The organism is Psychrobacter sp. NC44, assembly GCF_904846655.1.
Classification (GTDB): domain Bacteria; phylum Pseudomonadota; class Gammaproteobacteria; order Pseudomonadales; family Moraxellaceae; genus Psychrobacter.
This window is the reverse complement of sequence record NZ_CAJHBN010000018.1, coordinates 25,236-45,081: the sequence shown is the minus strand read 5'-3', so window position 1 is coordinate 45,081 and position 19,846 is coordinate 25,236. Positions and strand designations below refer to the sequence as shown.

Below are 19,846 nucleotides of genomic sequence, written 5' to 3'. Positions count from 1 at the left end.
CTATATTTGCATTGACGCTTTAATACACTCTATTCAGCACAAGGATGACCCCATGGATTTTTCATTGACCGATGACCAAATTGCCTTTCGCCAAACTGCTAGACAGTTTGCACAAAAAGAGCTAAAGCCCAATGCCGCTGAATGGGATCGCACCTCGCATTTCCCAATTGATGTGATTAAAAAATCAGGCGAGCTCGGCTTTTTAGGGTTATATACCAACCCTGACTATGATGGCTTGGGTCTGCCGCGTTTAGATTCTGCGATGGTGTTTGAGGAGTTAGCATGGGGTGATACGGCTGTTGCTGCTTATATGAGCATTCATAACATGGCTGGCTGGATGATTGGTGAGTTTGGCAGTGATGCATTGTGCAAAAAATATTTGCCAAATATGGTTAGTGGTGAATGGCTGGGCAGTTATTGTTTGACCGAGCCTAATGCCGGTTCTGATGCGGCATCACTACGTACCAAAGCCGATAAGCAAGGCGAGCATTATATTCTTAACGGCGAAAAAACCTTTATCTCAGGGGCAGGTTCCACTGATGTGTTAGTGGTTATGGCACGTACGGGCGCTGCAGGTCCAAAGGGGATTTCAGCATTCGTCGTTGATGCAGACAGTGCTGGTATCGAATACGGCAAAAACGAGCATAAAATGGGTTGGAAAGCACAACCAACACGGACGATTAGCTTTAAAGATGTCAAAGTGCCAGTAGAAAACCTCATCGGCGAAGAAGGTCAAGGCTTTCGTATTGCGATGAAGGGTTTAGATGGCGGTCGGATTAATATTGGTATCTGTGCAGTCGGTACTGCGCAAGCGGCGCTTGAGACAGCGACCAATTACGTGCAAGAGCGTAGCCAATTTGGTAGTCCGATTGCTAGTTTACAGTCGGTACAGTTTAAGCTTGCAGATATGTTGACCCAAACCATTACCGCACGGCAAATGCTCTATTTAGCGGCGAATAAAGTCGACAATAATGATGCACAGGCCTCTACTTATTGCGCAATGGCAAAGCGTTTGTCTACTGACTTGTGTTTTGATGTCGCCAATGAAGCCTTACAGCTGCATGGCGGTTATGGTTATCTCAATGAGTATCCGCTTGAGCGCCATGTGCGAGATTTGCGTGTGCATCAAATCTTAGAAGGCACCAATGAGATTATGCGCGTGATTGTCTCACGTCAGCTGCTACAAGACGATGCGTTAAGCCAGTTACGCTAATCATTTTATATGAATAGATAATTTGCCTATTCGAATGTATGGATAAAGCAATTTTATAAAAAATTATAACAAGGATATTTCATGACGGATTATACCAACTTAAAACTATCAATTAATGGTCATATTGCGACGCTCACATTGAACAACCCACCTGCTCATACGTGGACGATGGACAGTCTCAATGCGCTTAAGCAATTGGTCTCTGATCTCAATACCAATGATGAGGTGTATGCGTTAATCGTCCATGGTGATGGCGAGAAGTTCTTTTCAGCAGGTGCCGATTTAAATAATTTTGCAGATGGCGATAAAGGTCGTGCGATTAGTATGGCGATAGCCTTTGGTGAAGCATTTGAAGCGTTGTCAGCCTATCGCGGCGTGAGCATCGCTGTCATCAATGGCTATGCGATGGGCGGTGGTCTTGAATGTGCGCTGGCTTGTGATATCCGTATTGCAGAAGACCATGCACAAATGGCATTGCCTGAGACTGGCGTTGGTTTGTTACCTTGTGCTGGCGGTACCCAAAATCTAACAGCTTTAGTAGGTGAAGGCTGGGCAAAGCGCATGATATTGTGCGGCGAGCGCGTCGATGCCGAGACTGCACTACGCATTGGCTTAGTCGAAGAAGTTGCTATAAAAGGTGAGGGATTACAAACAGCACAAGCCTTGGCACAAAAAGTCGCTAAACAATCACCAGTTGCGGTCAGTTATTCCAAAACACTTATCCAAGCGGCAAGACATACTCCGCCTGCACAAAACCTTATCCATGAGCGTGAAGCCTTTGTTAAATTGTTCGATACTGAAGATCAGCGCGAAGGTGTACAAGCATTTTTAGAAAAACGTAAACCCACTTGGCAAAATAAATAAACGCCATAAAGTCAAACTTAATGATACTATTTTTCTTTTAATATTTGTAGGTCACTTTTATGACAACAGCTATAGAAGGCAAACCAGAAGCGCCGGTACTATTCAGCACCGAACCGACAGATTGTGGTCACCTGATTGGGATAATGACGTTAAATATGCCAAAGTCTCTTAATGCCCTTAGCGTTGAGATGTGTCAATTGTTATCGCAGCAACTAGAGCAGTGGCAAGGTGATGAGCAAGTGGTGGCATTGCTATTAAAAGGCGCAGGCGATAAGGCGTTTTGTGCTGGCGGTGATATTCGTAAGCTTTATGACAGTATGTCTAGTGATGCACCGCTACCGAATCCTTACGCGACAGAATTTTTTGGTCATGAATATCGTCTTTATCGGCAGATGCACTTTTATTCCAAACCACTAATACTCTGGGGTGACGGCATTATCATGGGTGGTGGCATGGGCTTGATGGCAGGTTGTAGTCACCGCTTGGTCACAGAGCGCACGCGATTTGCCATGCCAGAAGTAACTATTGGGCTGTTCCCTGATGCTTCTGGCAGTTGGTTCTTGCAGCGCATGCCTGCTAAAACAGGTTTGTTCTTAGGGTTAACGGGCGCGATGTGTAATGGCAGTGACGCTTTATTAGCCAATCTTGCAGAGTATGCCGTCGCCAGTAGTGACTATGATGCCGTCATACAAAGTTTAAAACAGAGTAATTGGCAATCAGCAGCTGGTAATAACGATAAATGCCACAACGATAGCGCTCATAGTATTGTTAGCCGTGCACTGGCTGCGCAACCAGTAGCTGAACTGCCTGCTAGTAAATTGGCAATCCATTGGCAACCTATTGAGCAGTTGATGAACAGCGGCGGACTGGGTGATATCGATGCTTTATTACAAAGTGATGCAGTACTCGAAAAAATAGATACAGAGTTTGCCAATGATAGCTGGACGCAGCGAGCAGTAGACACTTATCGCCATGGCTGTCCAGTTACCGCTGCTTTAACTTATGCGCTTTATTATAAAGTCACTGACTTATCACTAGAGCAAGTTCTGTATTTAGAAGCCAATGTAGCCGTACATTGTGCCGCCAATCCTGACTTTAAAGAAGGGGTACGTGCGCTGCTCATTGATAAAGATCGTAATCCACAATGGTCGCGTTCACTAGCAGACTGCCTAAGTAGCGAAGGGCAGGCGTACATACAGCAGCACTTTGTGGATCCTTATGCTAAAGGTGAGCATCCGTTAGGCGATTGGTTGGGTGATGAGGCTTTAGGCAGTCAGTCTGTGCGTTAAAAATTGAATTTATCAATTTAATATAGACATCAAATTAAAATTACACTCAATTAAATAGTTTACAACTATATGTGTAGCAACGCCTGCGCGCATGATTAATACTAACCATCAAGGAATGATGAGATGAATACAAAGGATATGAATACTACCAAGACGGATAAGCCACATATCGCCTTTATTGGGCTTGGTAATATGGGCGCACCAATGGCAGAGAACTTGTTAAAAGCAGGTTACCCGCTCTCGGTTTATGATTTATCCGCAGAAGCAACTGAGCGCTTGCAGCAAGCAGGTGCCAGTGTAGCAGATAGTCCTAAAGATGCTGCACGTCATGCGCAAATCGTTATCAGTATGTTGCCCGCTGGCAAGCATGTCCATTCTGTCTATTTAGGAGAGGGTGGCTCTGACGGTCTACTTGCAGAGCTAGCAAAAGGTACTTTAGTGATTGACAGTAGTACCATCGCGGCAGCTGATGCAAGAACAGTGGCGGAGGCGGCAAGCAAGCTTGGCATAGACTTCTTAGATGCCCCAGTCTCCGGTGGTACGGGCGGTGCTATCGCTGGTACGTTAACCTTTATCGTTGGCGGAGAGGATACAGCCTTTGCCAAAGCTGAGCCAATACTGGCAGTGATGGGTAAAAATATCTTTCATGCAGGCGAGCATGGCGCAGGACAAGTGGCAAAAATCTGTAATAATATGCTGCTTGGAATTTTGATGGCAGGAACGGCAGAAGCGATTAATCTGGGCGTCAAAAACGGTCTCGATCCAAAAGTGCTATCGGATATCATGCTACAAAGCTCAGGTCGTAACTGGACACTAGAGGTATACAATCCTTATCCGCAAGTGATGGAAAATGTCCCTTCTAGCAATGGCTACCAAGGCGGCTTTATGAGTAAGCTCATGCAAAAGGATCTTAACCTTGCCATGCAGACCGCTGAAGATACTCAGGTAGAGACGCCGATGGGAGCCAAAGCGACAGAGCTATATGAAGCGCATGCAATCGAGAACGGCGATAGAGATTTCTCGAGCATTATGGCGCGTCACGACAGCTCAGTATTGACTTAAGATTTTAAAAAAAGCATAACTAAAAAAGGTCTACATTATCATAATAGTGCAGACCTTTTTTTGGACTTATTTTTGGTTTATATCAAGGCATTTAACTTGGCAGCTCATAGACGAGCGACTGAATATCTTGCGCTGCTTTTTGCAGTTGTGGGACATGGGTTAAGAGATCATCTAAAGACACTCGTATGGTCGGTGCATGAAGATATAGCGAAGCAAGGTAGCGCGACTTTCTATCCCGTATCGGTACGGCGATTGCCACCATCTCAGAGATAAACTCTTCATTATCGATACCAATACCTGTTTCAGCGATACGATCAAGCTCAGCGTTTAGCGCATCGATATCGGTAATCGTATTTTTGGTAAACTTATCCAATGAAAGGTTTTGCAGTATTTTGTCGCGGCTTGTGCGCGGCAACTGACTTAAATACAGCTTACCAGTCGCTGTACACCACATTGGTGATTTTGCGCCCACTGGCAAATAAATCTGTATCGGCAAGGTCGTATTTGCACGGTTGGTATAGATCATATTCATCTGATAAGGCACACCGATCCCGCAGGTCTCTTTTAGCTCATCAACCAGCTTTTGCAAAATCATTTGTCGCTCATTAAAGAACAATCGCTGCTGCCAAAGCTCAACACCCAAGTTTCGTACTCGCTTGCCCGGTATAATGCCGCCGCCAATATCCACAGTCACAAACCCTTCATCGAGCAGATTTTGAATCAATCGATGAATGGTCGGCTTGGGAATATCAAGCTCTTGCGATAGCTCAAGTGGCGAGAGCGGTTTTGAGGCATAGGACACCGCCTCGATAATCTCTAACACACGGGTAATCGACGATACTTTAGGCATATGAGTGGCTCAATAAGAATAAAAAGAATACAGTAGGAAATACAACAAGGCATTAATAGATAACAGTAAATACGTAGCCTTGCGACACATTTTCCTATCCTCTAATTTAGCATAATATCAAGCCTAGACAAGATCTAGTTACTTTATATGCCAATACTAAATGTATCAATACTAACGTCACACAGTCATACAATATTGAAAACTAATATCAATACTTTTTTCTGAAAAGTTTTCTAAAAGCAATAATTACTACACCATCTCACAAAATACAACAAACTGTAGTAATAAGCTATATAACTGTCATTGAGTTAAATAAAGAGGTAGGTCATTATGATGACATATTTTGTAATATCCTTACATGAAGATTAAGCTAACCAATATTCATGTTTGCGCTGCTGAGTTACTTTAAGAGCATTGTGTAACAGAAAGTCGAAGTTTTGCGGATTGGTGTAGTAATTATTACAATATCTATGCAATCTTTACATAACGGCAAATAAAAAGCGCTCCTAGAGGGGTGACTTTTCCGGCCAAAATTGTTTTAATCTGCTCAACAAAATGATCGATTTAAAAAAAGCTAAATTGTCATTTTTTATGGGCGACTTATTCCACACTTTAGGAGAGTATTTATGAGACTTATTAAATTAACAGCAATTTCTGCTGCCGTTTTAGCGTCAACTGCTGCACTAGCTGCTGAACCTGTTATCGTTGTTGATGGTAATGATGCAGTTGTGTATGAAGCTGAGCCTGTTGCTGTTGCATATGAAGCTGAGCCTGTTGCTTATGCATACAATGCTGACGCTGGTATCGTTCGCAATACTACTGGTGCTGTTGTTGGTGGTACTAAGACTTTCTTCCAAACTGCTATCAACCCAGCTTCTGTTAGCGCTGAAGTTGGTACTTTAGGTTATGGTGCTAACATCGGTTGGTCACTAAATGAGAAAACTGAACTACAAGCTGGTTGGGCAGGTGGCGATGTTGCTGACCTATTCGGCGGTGACTTTGACGCAAACGACGTAAACTATGACGTTGATTCTGACTTCAGCAACCCATACCTAGGTGTGCAATTACGCCCTACTGGTAACTGGTTTACAATGGGTGCTGGTATCATCGTACCTGACAACGATATCGACGTAACTGCTAATCCAGATGGCGGCGTATACAAAATTAACGATAGAACGTTTGTTGCTGATGGCGAAAACGGTGTAGGTTCTTTACAAGGTACTATGGAACATCGTAACAAACTAGCACCTTATGGTACTATCGGTTTCCGTCCTAACATCGGTAACAACTGGGGTGTATTCGGCGAAATCGGCGCAGCCTATATGGGTAAAACTAACGCGACTGTAAATGCAGTTGACCCAGAAAGAAATGTGAATATTGATAATGGTGTTACTCCAGGTGGTGTAGATTCAGGCTTAAATGCTGGTCAAGTTGCTAAACTTGCTGAGCGTGAGCTTGAAGATAAAGATTATCTTGAGTGGATGCCAATTGTTAAGCTTGGTGCAACTTACCGTTTCTAATCTAATCACAGTTTAAGTACTGTTATTAGAAGAGTAGTAAGAAAAAACGATCCTAAAAAGGGTCGTTTTTTTTGTCTGTGAAAGGGTAGTTGTTAGAATGAATAACAGGTATAAATGGTCTAGAAAATAACAATGGTTTGTTGCGCTGACAATACCGCGATACGGTAATCGGACTTAATGTCTGCTATGACCATTAAATATGACGGTTCTCTAATAGCATGAATCAAATCAGCAATCAGGTAGGAGTAATCTATTCCTAATCCTTGTGCCAGTTTGTATTGATGGATTTTGATAAAACTTTCTTTTATTTGCCACAGTAATTTAGCGATAATCTTACGCTGAAGTGGGGATAATGCTTGTAAAGCAGCCATTTCATGCTCAGAATAAAACCGCTGTGCCACGTGCCATGCTACATGATTGGTTTCAATATCAATACCAATGGGACGGTGACGACTAATGACCACTGTTACTTTACTGTTCAATGATGTATTGATTGTCTGAACGGTATTTTGATTAATATCATGATTCTTGCTGCCTGTATGACTAAAGCATACGTAATATTCACTGCTGCTAAGCCGATACGGGAAATTTGACTCATCCAGAGTATCGCGCAACTTTAGCTGATCTAGTAATTGTTGTAGCAATAATCGAACGCCTTTGCGTTGTAGTTGACGTTGATGCTGCGCCATTTCACGTGTTGATAAACTTACTGGTGACAGGCAGTAATGCCAACTAAGCTCGTAAAGTTTCTGAAAATCTACTTGCGATATATTGTTCGCGGATGACCACAGTAATTCATCCCACAGTCTTTTGAAGTTGAGGGATGAACGCTCGCTCACTTGTGCAGTGGCGCACCACGTTGCAGGATCGAGCTGGGTATATTGGACATGGGTCAGATTTAAGATAGAGCTTGGCATCATTGATTACATCTATTGGATTCGTTCACTTAGTAACATGCAAAAAGCCCAGCGATATATTATTGCTGGGCTTTCAATTATAAAATATATTGAGCTTTATCGACTGTGATTGGTTTTACTGGTGTTAGTAAGACAATTCAGCACGGCGATTTAGTGCGTAAGCTTCTTCAGTATTACCAGCGGCAGCAGGGCGCTCTTCACCATAACTGATGATGCGGATATTGTTTACTGCGACGCCTTGAGTAGCAAGGTAATCACGTGCTGCAGCAGCACGGCGCTCACCTAGTGCCATGTTGTATTCACGGCTACCGCGTTCATCAGTATTACCTGCGATAACAACGCTGGCTGCTGGATTTGAGTTGAGCAAGCTGGCATGTTGATTAAGAATGCTCGCTGCTTGTGAAGTAATTTCGCTGCTATCAAAAGCAAAGTAAACAACTGCCTGTAGGTTTTCTGCGCCCATAATAACCGCGCTTGAGTTATCTACGATGACTGCGCCAGTGTATCCAACTTGACCACCTGGGATACCTAGTGGGGCAACCACGACTTCAGAAGTAGCACGTTTGGTCGCACAACCTGTGGTTAGTGCCACAGCGCTTGATAATACAGCGAGGACTGCGATCTTAGAAAAACTGGTTGACATAATGAGCTCCTAAAATTTTAATTAATTAAAATTGTTTTTTTTGAACTGCTTACGATAAAACTTAGGCAATTGCTATCTATCATATACTAAATGTTACTTTATGTAAGTAGTATTACTGTAAATAATGCTAGAATTTACAGATAGATATGAGATCTACTACCAGCGGTGCTTGCCCCAATTTTCAGGATTGGCCCAATAATCCGCATTTAACCAATTTGGCAGCTGTTTATAGTCATATAAATTGAACTGCCAAAGTCTAGCGGACGCTGATGACTTTACAGATGAAGGCTGCTCTGATTTGTCAGTAGTATTCATCTCTAAAGATGGTTCATTCAAGATATCAAATGGGGTAAAGCCATAAGCTTTTAGATCTAGGGTGTCATCAAGGGCGATTAGCAGGTGTGCCGCATAAAGATCTCGATAGCGCATGAGCAGCGGAATATACTGCTGCAGAAACTCTGGTGAGAGTGTGGGCAACCAAAAACAGGCGAGCTCATAACGTTCAGGTAATTGTCGTTGATTGAGCTCTAATAATGTCGATATTTGTGGTGAGCGGGTATTTTTTAGCAGTGTCTTTAATGCTAACCGCGCATTTTGATCTGGGACGACCCACAGCAACTCAGTGTCATTATTAGTAGATTCAATCGTTGTGGATGCGTTCGCTTGTATGGTTAGTGAGGGCAAAAGAGCCTCAACGTAATCTATCAGTAATGGTAACGTAATGTCTGAGCGACTGTCGGTTTGCTTTATCATATAATAGGCCGTTTATCGAGTGTTGGTCATCAGTGACCCTATTAAATCATTTTAATCGCGATTATCCAATGGGTGATTGATGCTGATTATGCTGCTCTTTTAATATGTCGACTCTCTTATTCTTTTGATATATCGACTCTCTCATTGCTATCGCATTTTGATAAGTATCAGGGACGATGAACATAATAAAATTGGGACCTGCTCTTGAAATTTGGCAGTTTAGGTCAATGTAGCAAGATACCATTATCATGTTAATGGTCATAAGATTATGCTAATTGATGACCTGCCTTAACCTAAATTATCCCGCTTTTTACCGTATATATTTTTTGCCACAAATAATAATAGGAATACCCATGTCTATTGCTGAAACTGATGCTCAAATTATTAATCCTGATATGCCAGATGTGCCACCGCATGCCCCAAGTAAAATTAATTTAAAAGATTACCAGAAACCTAGCTTTGATGTGGAAACGGTTGATTTAGATATTAAACTGTTCGAAAATCATGCACAGGTAGACAGCACTCTGAAGATGGTACGTCAAACAGCAGGAGATCTCGTATTATTCGGTGAGGAGTTGGAGCTGATCGCCATTACGATGAATGGTAAGCCATTGATGGCTGAGGATTATCAACAACAAGCAGGTACGTTGACTATTAATAATGCACCTGATGCAGTTGTTTTAGAGATTCAAGTACGCATCTGTCCGCAGACCAATACCGCACTTGAAGGGTTCTATATGGCGGGCAGTGGTGATGAGACGATGTTTGTCACTCAGTGTGAGCCCGAAGGCTTTCGTAAAATTACCTTTTATCCAGACCGCCCCGATGTATTGGCGATATTTACCACGCGTCTTGAGGCGGATAAGCGTTATCCAACACTATTGGCCAATGGTAACTTGGTTGAAGAGGGTGAAGTGGCAGATGCCCCAGACCGTCACTATGCGATATGGCATGATCCAACCAATAAACCAAGCTATCTATTTGCCTGCGTTGTCGCTGATTTAGACGTATTGACGGATTCTTATACCACCAGCGAAGGTCGTGAGGTGTTGCTGGAAATATACGCAAAGTCTGCTGACATTGATAAATGTGATGTCGGTATGCAAGCGTTGAAAGATTCGATGAAATGGGATGAGGTCAATTATGGTCGCGCCTACGATTTAGATCGCTATATGATTGTTGCCGTGAGTCAATTTAATATGGGTGCGATGGAAAACAAAGGTCTGAATATTTTTAATACCGCTTGTGTGTTATCCAGTCCTGAGACCACAACGGACTCGCGTAGCTTTAGTGTGAAAGCCATCATTGCCCATGAGTATTTTCATAACTGGACAGGCAATCGCATCACTTGCCGTGATTGGTTCCAGCTGTGTTTGAAGGAAGGTTTTACTGTTTACCGCGATCAATCCTTCTCAGCGGATCAGCAGTCGAGTGCCGTACAGCGTATCGACGATGTGGCGACCTTGCGTGCTCATCAGTTTGCGGAGGATGCAGGACCACTGGCGCACCCGGTACGCCCTGAAAGTTTCGTCGAGATTAATAATTTTTATACGACGACTGTTTATGAGAAAGGTGCTGAAATCGTGCGCATGATTGCCAATACGTTAGGAGCCGAGAATTTTCGTAAAGGCACGGATGAGTATTTCCGTCGTTATGATGGGCAAGCGGTGACGGTTGAGGACTTTTTGTCAGCGCTTAGCATTACTGATAGTAAGATTGAAAGCTTTATCGACTGGTATCGTCAGCCGGGCACACCAATGGTGTCTGGTCATCAATATTATGACCATGCAGCGCAGACACTGACGATTACGTTAAGTCAGCAAACCCGTCATGTCAGTGGCTTTGCTGCGCCAAAACCACTGCCTATTCCGGTCGCGACGGCGCTATTTGATAAAGACAGTGGTGACATTGTGGCTGAGCATATGCTGCTGCTCGATCAAGCCACGCAAACCTTTACCTTCGAACATATAGCGCGTGAGCCTGTTGTATCCTTGCTACGTGATTTTAGTGCGCCAGTACAGCTCAATTATGATTATCAAGATGCAGATTTGGCATTTTTGCTCAAACATGAAACCAATGGTTTTAACCGCTGGCAAGTGACGCAGATGCTGGTCAATCGTATCTTGCTGCAAGGTCAAGGCGAGAAGAGCAGTCCTGATATCTATCTGCAAGCATTAGCGCAGACATTGCCTGTGCTCGCGGCTGAGGATGCGATGTTGGCTGCCCGCTTGCTTGATATTCCATCAGCGCAAGAGCTGGCGTCTGCTATTCATAAAGATTACGATCCAGCATTGGTGAAAGCGCAGCGCGACGACTTGTATCAACAGCTTGCAGAGGCGCTAAAAGATCAATGGGCTGAGCTTTATGAGCAGCTACCTATGCAGTCTTATGAAGATAGTGCCGAGGCTCGTGGCACCCGTGCCTTGCGTAATGTGGTGCTCGATATGGCGCTGACCGCGAATGTCGATGGCGCAGATGAATGGGCGCAGCAGCAGTATGATGATGCAAGCTGTATGACGGAGCGTTTCGGTGCGTTGAAAGCGATGGTCAATCATCAACTGCTAAATGCTGATGAGTATTTGGCGGACTTTTATAATCGCTTCCAAAATAATGATTTGGTCATCGATTTATGGTTTAGTGTGCAGGCGTCTGCTGATACTGTGACCGCTGATACTATCCAATCCTTGATCGCTCACGCAGATTTTGATTGGAATACGCCCAATCGTGTACGCTCAGTGGTCAGTGCCTTTACCTCGCAGCCAACGGCTTTATGGACGGCAGAAGGGTTAGAGCTTTATATTGGTGTGATTAAAAAGTTGGATGATGCCAATCCTGTTTTGGCGTCGCGCTTATTGCAAGTGCTAGCGCGTTGGAATACCTTGGCGGAGCCACGTCGTCAAATGGCGCATGAGCGGTTGATTGAGTTGCAAAAGCAGGCTTCTTCTAAGCATGTACTTGAAAGTCTAAACAGTGTTTTAGGATCAGCGAGCGAGTAGGGTAAATTAAATGACTCTATAACAATAAACTAAATTATTTTATAAGAAAAAGCCCGTCCGATAATAATATCGGACGGGCTTTTTGCTGAGCAACTTATCAAGATAGAGTGATCTTTATCGTGATGAGGGACTGTCAATATTAACGGTTAGGCAAAACGTCTTTGACCATATCACGTAGATTATACAGGGCAGTGACCGTACTGTCCCAATCTAAGCAACCGTCAGTGATAGACTTGCCATATTCGAGCTGACTTAAGTCAGCGGTCAGTTTCTGATTGCCGCCCTTTAGATGGCTCTCAATCATCATACCGATGATAGATTTATTGCCGTTTTGAATTTGTTCAGCAACGTTTTGAATGACCATTGGTTGTAGATACGGGTCTTTACCTGAGTTGGCATGGCTTGAGTCAATCATAATCTTACTATTGGTTTTGCCTTTTGCTAGCTCGTTTTCCACTTGCGCAACCGCAGTTTCGTCATAGTTGGGCTTGCCGTTACCACCGCGGAGTACCACGTGCGCGTAAGGGTTGCCTTTAGACTTGATGATTGAGACTTTGCCATCTGCTGATAAACCCAAGAAGCTATGACCTTCTTTTACGGCTTGCATTGCGTTAACAGCGACTGTCATGCCGCCATCTGTTCCATTCTTGAAGCCTACTGGGCATGATAAGCCTGAACTCATTTCACGATGCGTTTGGCTCTCAGTGGTACGTGCGCCAATCGCTGACCAGCTGATCAAATCCTGCATGTACTGCGGGGTATTCGGGTCTAGTGCTTCGGTAGCGCAAGGCAGACCTTTTTCATTCAAATCGAGCAGTAGCTTACGGGCAGTACGCAGACCTTTTTCAATGTCGAAGCTGTCATTCATATCAGGGTCATTAATCATGCCTTTCCAGCCAACGGTTGTGCGCGGCTTTTCAAAATATACGCGCATCACAACGAACACGCTATCTTCGATTTCTTTTGCTAATATGGCCAAACGATCGGCATATTCGTGAGCGGCTTTGATATCATGAATAGAGCAGGGGCCGATAACCACAAAGAGGCGCTTGTCTTTACCATCCAAGATGTTTTGGATGGTATTACGACCGTTTAATACGGTTTTATAGGCTGCATCTGATAAAGGTAGCTCAGTTTTTAGCTCAGCGGGAGTGATCAAAGGAATGAACTTTTCAATATTCACGTCGTCAATATCTGCATTATGGGTAACTGATGTTGTCATGGTTATATATCGTCTAGCTGATTTATAGGGAGTTTCATTATGCGGACAAAAGTGTTGGTTGACAAGGGCAGTCGCGCAGTTAATTGACTGATAACTGGAATGAGGAAACCAAAACTTAGTTATACTTGTTCAGCGTTAATCGTATATGAGCGCTTCAACAAGCAAGATTGTTACTCAATTTATCTGTCCGTATAGAAAAACGAATTAACCCGTTAAGTAGTTATTTCTGGCTTTTATCAGCTAATTTAGCTATTTGTATCATCGTCACGTATGATGACAATATAAAAGGTATGACGATAAAATAGTGAGTATGGCGAATGCTTAGGTATCACAGAGCTTTCGCGCAGATTTTATGCGTCGTATTTTATAATAATCATTCATTTATTTTATATGCATTTATTGTATTTTTTAATATCGAGAGCTTGTCATGACAGATTCTGCTACGCCTGATCAATATCATAACTTTATAGACCAAACAGAGACTGAAATTCGAAGTGCTGAATTACAGACTGTGCCATTGGTCATCGGTATCGTCGCAGGTGAGGTGTCAGGGGATAGCTTGGGCGCAGACTTCATGCAGCAGATGAATAATCTACGTGGTGATATTGTATGGGTCGGCGTCGGTGGTACAAAGATGCAAGCGCAAGGGCTGCAAAGCATTTTTCCGTTGGAGCGTTTGGCAGTAATGGGTTTGGTAGAAGTCATGGCGCAATTACCTGACCTACTTAAAGCTCGCCGTGAATTATTGAGCGCATTTAAAGCCGCTGATATTAATTGGTTTATTGGCATTGATGCGCCTGATTTTAATCTTAGAGTGGCTAAAAAGTTAAAACCGCAAGGCGTATTCTGCGTGCAGTATGTGAGCCCTTCTATTTGGGCATGGCGTGAGTCACGTATTCATAATATTAAAGCAGCGACCGACCTTGTGTTGTGTTTGTTCCCCTTTGAGCTGTCCGTTTATGAACGTCATAATCATCCAGCAATATGTGTTGGTCATCCGCTGTTGCGTACGATCGATCAAACATTATTAGAGACACCGATCAATCAGCGCCGTAGTGAGCTGGTTTGGCACAACGATGGCTTGCAGCAGTTTTTTATTGAACGATTTGACGATGTCAGCCAGCTTATTTGTGTGATGCCAGGCTCTCGGCGCGGTGAAATCACGGCTATTTTGCCATTGATGTTAGATGGTATTCAAAAGTTGATATTGCTTGACCCCAAGCTGTGCTTTATCATTCCGACCGTCGACCAGAATCACCAATACATCGTCCAAGATGTTATTGATCAGCGCTCAGAGCAACTACGTGCTGCCATCGTGGTGGTCTATGATGATAGCCAGCCAGCCTTTAGTCAGCACGCGATGGCAGCCTCAGATATTGTGATGCTGGCATCTGGCACTGCAACCCTAGAGGCGATGCTATTAGAGCGACCGATGGTGGTGGTTTATCAATTAAATAAGCTCACCTATCAGATTGCCAAACGCTTGGTCAAAGTGCCTTATGTGGCGCTGCCCAACATTTTGGCTGATACTGCAATCGTTCCTGAGCTGATTCAAGAGCAGGCGAGTGGTGATAATATCTGTCGTACGGTCATGCGGCTACTGCAACCGCGTGCCTATGCTGAGCAATTAAAAGATCTCGTCGCCACCAAGCACTTATTACAACAGCAGAGTAATCATGATCCCGCTAATAGTGTGATTGAGCAATGGTTTATCCAAGCGAAACATTGGATTTAAGCCATTATTGATTGCGATCATTTCTTCTTCTATTAATCACAATGATACCTAATAACAAAGATACCACGCCCCTATGAGTAACCAGTACCAAACCGACAATTTTGTCACCCCGATTGAAATAAGTATTGAGCAAATTGATATCAAAGGTCAATATCTGCAGCTGGTTGAGCCTATTCGTTTATCGGGTCAGGTAGATATTGATGCGCTACTTGCTCAGTATCGGATCGAGGTGGAGCAAGGCTTGCAGCAGTCAACGCTACAAATGGGCGTTGATGAAGCAGGACGTGGGCCGTTGCTCGGTAGCGTCAATGTGGCTGCTGCGATATTGCCTAAAACTTGGTCAGGATTGATTGAGATGCAGCCATTAAAGGACACGCCATTATCTATCTTGACCGACTCCAAGCAGCTGAGTGAAAAGAAGCGTGACCGTCTTTATCCGTTGGTTCAGCAGCATGCTATTGGTTATGTTGTCGCCGAGATCCCAGCAGCGGTCATCGATCAAGTCAATATCTTGCAAGCGACGATGCTCGGTATGCGCTTATGTACCGAAGTATTGTTAAAAGCCATTGCTCATCCTCTTGTCAACTCTATGAGGCAGGTCGAAGTTTTGTTCGATGGTAATCGCTGCCCTGAATTAAATGAGGCAATGCTCGCTGAACTGGGTATAGAAAAATCGATTATCGATTGCCAAGCATGGGTAAAGGGCGATGCGCGTCATACCAGCATTGCTGCCGCCAGTATATTAGCTAAAGTCAGCCGTGACAAAGCCATGTATGCGCTTGATGCCGAGCATCCAGAATACGGTATCGCCAAACATAAAGGCTATCCAACACGCGCACACGTAGAGGCAATCGAAAAATACGGCGTATTATCTGCGCATAGACGTAGTTTTGCACCAGTCAGAAAGTCATTAGAGAAAGCCATTTAAGAACAAATCACTTAAGAAGAAAGCACTTAAAAATAAACGTTAAGCTGAGCGTGCTTCTTTAAAATAGCCTAAGTGGAAATAGTCATGACTAAAAATAAGACAGTCTATAATGAACGTATCAGTCTTCAAGAAACACCAAGTAAAAATTTTTGGACTGTATTACAATGCCATTACAAATAAATTCAATACTGTGATATTAGCAGCTTAAGTCTACTTAGCTTATGTCCGCATATTTAACGCTGGCATTTATTGACTTATATACGCGCTATTATTCTATAGGATAAAAAATGACGCTCAGTACGCTATTAATAAGTACGCCACAGAAAAATCTTGCTGCAGTGCTTTTTTTGACAGTGTTTCTAACAGCTTGTGGTGGGGGCGGTGGTGGCTCTGATAGCAGCTCTAATACCAATGCGCCAAGCCCGAACCCACCTGCTATCGAGCCAAACGAGCAGCCCAGTGGTAATACAAGTGACAATTCAAGCGATAATGTTGGCGACCAACCTGATAGCAGTACTGCTACTAATGAGGTAAAGGCTGCATTAATTGCCAACAATAAGTTCAGTTTGGCACGTACCAGCTGTGGTCTGAGCGGCTTATCTGTTGATACCGCGCTTGATGATGTTGCCATTAAACATGCAAATTATATTAAATACGTCTTTGCCAATAGCTCACCGACCGCATTCAGTGCGCATTACGAAAATAAGATTGCAGATATTTCGGGCGTTACCAGTAGCAATAATCCATTTTTTGGTGGCTTAAGTTTTACCGATCGTTTATCAAACGCAAATTACCCAAATGTACGATATGGTGTGACTGAGAATATCGCCCAATCTATTCACTATAGTTCAGTAGGCAATCTTATTCGCTCGGATGTTGTGGCAGGCTCGATGGCAAAGTCCTTGCTGGCAGCGCCTTACCATTTGCGTTCATTAATGATGCCTAGTGCAAGCGTGACGGGTACTGGCGTGGTTATCTATAAGCCATACAATAAAGAGGCGGCGAATAACCAAGGTTATGTATTGGTCAACCATGCAGCAGCGACCCAAGCGACTAAAGATAATACGGTTAAAGGCGTATTCACTTATCCATGTGAAGGCGTGACGGATACAGTAACCGCGCTATATAATGAGACGCCAGATCCTGTCAAGCATACAGGTCGTGACTTGCGAGTGGATCCTATCGGGCAACCCATTTATATCAATATGCCATCCGCTCAAACGATTGATATCAGCAATGTGATATTCCATGATATCCAGCGAAATATCGATGTACCGATTGAGCTGCTAGACTATCGCCAAGATCCCTATAAAAATACGGCAAATGCACTACCAGCAAACGAAGCTTTTATATTACCAATCACTGATAATTTAAAAAGCTGCCAGATTGCCAGTAAAAAAGGCAAAAACTGTGGTTTACATGGCAACAGTGACTACCGTGTCAGCTTTGATATTTTAGTGGATAATAAAACTATCGAGCGTGAGAGCTTTACCTTTACGACAGGGATAGTGAACTAATAATTAAGTGAACTAGGGCGTGTCCTCAAGCTGAATAAAAGCACCAATCTGAACGAAAGCACCTAAAAATTAAGTAAAATAAAGCAAGGGCTGAACCAGTTATCTGATTCAGCCCTTGCTTTATTATCATAGTCAATCCATTGCACTATAAAAAGTTCGGCGTTCATCTCGCTTGAAATATATATATATGCCTATACTTGGTTGCCTTGTACTTCACACTTCTTTTGAGTTGAAGTAACTATATTAGAATAAATCATATTGCAATAAACCATATTGCAATCAATCATATAAATATATAAGCGCTAAAACGACGAGTTCGGTTGTTGCAAGAAGGCTTCTTCTTCATCCGTTGACTCGCGATCTAAAATGTCATTGCGATGCGGATAGCGACCGAATTGTTCAATGATATCTTTATGACGATTTTCGAAATCCAGCGTATTGTCATCATGTAATTTTTCAAACAATGGTAAGTAGCGCTTATGGATCACCAATGACTCTGAATGCATAAATGGCATGATGATAAACTTGCGCCATTCAGTCGGTAATGTATCAAAGTGTGGTTGTCCAATAGCCTCTTGTGCCAATGCGATAGCCATACCATCTTGTGCAAAAGCGCCTGCTTGCCCGCGACATAAATTACGCGAAAACTGATCTAAGACAATAATTTCTGCTAGTCTGCCTGCCAACGCCGTGATGGAGCTATTGCTATCGGTTGGCGCGTTTGCGCTACGCCATGTCACGCATTCACCTTGCTTGGCAGCTTGCCAGATATCACCGAATTTATCTTTTATCTGCGTATCAAAGTCATCATTTTGCGCAAACCAATATGGCTCATTGTCTTTGTCGAACCAAAACTCCAGTACAGCACGCGCATTAGCATCAAGATGTTCTAAATGAATATTTTTTGGGTCGAGCTGCGATGAATAAGCTTGGCTAGTAGCAGTGGAATAATCGGTTGATAGTGACATAAGATATTCTAATTATGATGAATTTAGTCTACTATAGCGCAAATATTTATGTCTGTCATGATGCCAACAGCAGCTATTAGGTAACCTCTTATGAATGCAAAAACTTCGCTAAACACCACCCAATCATCTCTACTGCCCACGCCTTATTATTTGCTCGATGAAGCGGCAATCGTTGCCAATATGCAGATTATCTCACGGCTGTGCGAGCTATCAGGCGCTAAAGCATTATTGGCGCTCAAATGCTTTGCCACTTGGGGCGTGTTTGATGTGATGCAGCCTTATTTGCACGGCACAACCTCATCGTCACTCAATGAAGTTAGACTTGGCTACGAGACCTTTGGTAAAGGTAAAGACAGTGATAATAAAAAAGAAACTCATGCTTACAGCGTCGCCTATAGTGCTGATGAGATCGATGAAGTATTGAGCTATGCTGATAAAATTATCTTTAACTCTATCTCACAGTTAAATGCTTTTAAAGGTCAAGCGGCGGCAAAAAATATACCAGTGGGACTGCGCTTAAACCCAAAGACCAGTAATTCATCGTTTATCATCGCTGATCCTGCGCGTCCTTTTAGTCGTTTGGGCGAACATGATAAAAACAAGATTGCAGCAGTACTTGATGATATTAGTGGGGTAATGATTCATAACAACTGTGAAAATGACAGCTTTGAAGCCTTTAGTGCCAGCTTGGCCGATATCGAAGACAGATTTGGCGATGTTTTAGCGCAGCTTGAGTGGGTGAGCTTGGGCGGCGGTATTCATTTTATCGCGCCTGATTATCCACTAGAAAAACTGGCTGACAGGTTAAAAGGCTTTAGTGAAAAATATGATGTACAAGTTTATTTGGAGCCGGGTGAGGCCAGTATTCATGGTGCTGGGTCATTGGTCACGACCGTCTTAGATACTATGCATAATGAAAAAAATCTCGCTGTAGTAGATTCATCCATTGAAGCGCACATGCTTGATTTGTTAATTTACCGTGAGTCAGCGCCGATAGCGGCTGTGAATAGTGATTTAATGAATATTGCCTCTCTTGATATCGACCCTACCAATATCGCACCCATCAGCGAGAGCGCTAAGTCAGCTGATAATACGATTATTTATGGTCGTTCTTGTTTGGCAGGCGATATCTTTGGTGAGTATGCCTTGCCAAATAACCTAACAATAGGTGATACCGTAACCTTTGGTAATGCCGCAGGTTATACCATGGTGAAAAAGAACTGGTTCAATGGTGTTAATATGCCGGCGATTGTGATTCGTCGTCTAGATGGCAGTATAGATGTGCAGCGCGAATTTGATTATCAAGATTACAAAGCCAGCTTGTCTTAATTTAGTTGTGTCGATTAATTGATTTAAATTTTAGAAAACA

Annotated in this window: 16 protein-coding genes; 10 read left to right on the top strand and 6 right to left on the bottom strand. The window is 43.3% G+C overall.

Going from position 1 to position 19,846, the window contains the following annotated elements; all coding sequences use genetic code 11:
- Positions 1-52 precede the first annotated feature (52 nt).
- The 4 genes from JMX95_RS12065 to mmsB all read left to right on the top strand — a co-directional run bounded on the left by JMX95_RS12065 (position 53) and on the right by mmsB (position 4,428).
- The gene (locus tag JMX95_RS12065) at positions 53-1,213 is read left to right on the top strand and encodes an acyl-CoA dehydrogenase family protein (RefSeq protein WP_087815891.1); all 1,161 of its coding nucleotides are present in this window, start codon (positions 53-55) and stop codon (positions 1,211-1,213) included.
- Between the two features lie 81 nt (positions 1,214-1,294).
- Complete coding sequence (locus tag JMX95_RS12060) at positions 1,295-2,077, top strand: enoyl-CoA hydratase (RefSeq protein WP_087815893.1); 783 nt, start codon at positions 1,295-1,297, stop codon at positions 2,075-2,077.
- 59 nt (positions 2,078-2,136) lie between these two features.
- Positions 2,137-3,366 (top strand): enoyl-CoA hydratase/isomerase family protein, encoded by a 1,230-nt coding sequence (locus JMX95_RS12055; protein WP_201560934.1) that lies wholly within the window; start codon positions 2,137-2,139, stop codon positions 3,364-3,366.
- A gap of 123 nt (positions 3,367-3,489) precedes the next feature.
- Positions 3,490-4,428 carry a 3-hydroxyisobutyrate dehydrogenase gene (mmsB, locus tag JMX95_RS12050; protein ID WP_087815898.1) on the top strand — a complete coding sequence of 313 codons (939 nt, stop codon included), beginning with the start codon at positions 3,490-3,492 and terminating at the stop codon, positions 4,426-4,428.
- A 91-nt stretch (positions 4,429-4,519) separates the two neighbouring features.
- Here the strand turns inward: mmsB and JMX95_RS12045 are convergent, their stop codons facing one another.
- Positions 4,520-5,278, bottom strand: a complete 759-nt coding sequence (locus tag JMX95_RS12045; protein ID WP_201560933.1) for an IclR family transcriptional regulator — start codon at positions 5,276-5,278, stop codon at positions 4,520-4,522.
- Between the two features lie 626 nt (positions 5,279-5,904).
- Between JMX95_RS12045 and JMX95_RS12040 the strand changes: the two genes are divergently transcribed.
- Positions 5,905-6,798 carry a hypothetical protein gene (locus JMX95_RS12040; protein ID WP_045452795.1) on the top strand — a complete coding sequence of 298 codons (894 nt, stop codon included), beginning with the start codon at positions 5,905-5,907 and terminating at the stop codon, positions 6,796-6,798.
- Positions 6,799-6,917: 119 nt separating this feature from the next.
- On the opposite strand, the gene JMX95_RS12035 is transcribed toward JMX95_RS12040, so the two are convergent.
- From JMX95_RS12035 to JMX95_RS12025, 3 genes are all read right to left on the bottom strand, one after another.
- A complete protein-coding gene (locus tag JMX95_RS12035; protein WP_201560932.1) occupies positions 6,918-7,718 on the bottom strand; it encodes a 4'-phosphopantetheinyl transferase superfamily protein in 801 nt (266 codons plus the stop codon).
- Positions 7,719-7,839: 121 nt separating this feature from the next.
- Positions 7,840-8,358, bottom strand: coding sequence for a peptidoglycan-associated lipoprotein Pal (gene pal / locus JMX95_RS12030; protein WP_109590035.1), 519 nt, complete (start codon positions 8,356-8,358; stop codon positions 7,840-7,842).
- 156 nt (positions 8,359-8,514) lie between these two features.
- Entirely contained in the window at positions 8,515-9,111 is a 597-nt protein-coding gene (locus JMX95_RS12025) for a DUF6231 family protein (RefSeq protein ID WP_055124945.1), read from the bottom strand.
- A gap of 395 nt (positions 9,112-9,506) precedes the next feature.
- Here JMX95_RS12025 and pepN point away from each other — a divergent pair, with 395 nt between their 5' ends.
- On the top strand, positions 9,507-12,107 hold the full coding sequence (gene pepN, locus JMX95_RS12020; RefSeq protein ID WP_201560939.1) for an aminopeptidase N: 2,601 nt from the start codon (positions 9,507-9,509) through the stop codon (positions 12,105-12,107).
- Positions 12,108-12,246: 139 nt separating this feature from the next.
- Here the strand turns inward: pepN and JMX95_RS12015 are convergent, their stop codons facing one another.
- Positions 12,247-13,329 carry a 3-deoxy-7-phosphoheptulonate synthase gene (locus JMX95_RS12015; RefSeq protein ID WP_045446373.1) on the bottom strand — a complete coding sequence of 361 codons (1,083 nt, stop codon included), beginning with the start codon at positions 13,327-13,329 and terminating at the stop codon, positions 12,247-12,249.
- Between the two features lie 427 nt (positions 13,330-13,756).
- Between JMX95_RS12015 and lpxB the strand changes: the two genes are divergently transcribed.
- The 3 genes from lpxB (at position 13,757) to JMX95_RS12000 (ending at position 17,509) form a co-directional block, all read left to right on the top strand.
- Positions 13,757-15,064 carry a lipid-A-disaccharide synthase gene (gene lpxB, locus JMX95_RS12010; RefSeq protein WP_109590030.1) on the top strand — a complete coding sequence of 436 codons (1,308 nt, stop codon included), beginning with the start codon at positions 13,757-13,759 and terminating at the stop codon, positions 15,062-15,064.
- Between the two features lie 73 nt (positions 15,065-15,137).
- The gene (locus JMX95_RS12005) at positions 15,138-15,992 is read left to right on the top strand and encodes a ribonuclease HII (RefSeq protein ID WP_087815912.1); all 855 of its coding nucleotides are present in this window, start codon (positions 15,138-15,140) and stop codon (positions 15,990-15,992) included.
- 287 nt (positions 15,993-16,279) lie between these two features.
- Positions 16,280-17,509 (top strand): CAP domain-containing protein, encoded by a 1,230-nt coding sequence (locus JMX95_RS12000; RefSeq protein WP_087815914.1) that lies wholly within the window; start codon positions 16,280-16,282, stop codon positions 17,507-17,509.
- Positions 17,510-17,811: 302 nt separating this feature from the next.
- Here the strand turns inward: JMX95_RS12000 and JMX95_RS11995 are convergent, their stop codons facing one another.
- Complete coding sequence (locus JMX95_RS11995; RefSeq protein WP_201560931.1) at positions 17,812-18,477, bottom strand: DUF924 family protein; 666 nt, start codon at positions 18,475-18,477, stop codon at positions 17,812-17,814.
- A gap of 90 nt (positions 18,478-18,567) precedes the next feature.
- Here JMX95_RS11995 and JMX95_RS11990 point away from each other — a divergent pair, with 90 nt between their 5' ends.
- Positions 18,568-19,806: a carboxynorspermidine decarboxylase gene (locus JMX95_RS11990; RefSeq protein ID WP_201560930.1), complete on the top strand. Its 1,239-nt coding sequence runs from the start codon at positions 18,568-18,570 to the stop codon at positions 19,804-19,806.
- Positions 19,807-19,846 lie beyond the last annotated feature (40 nt).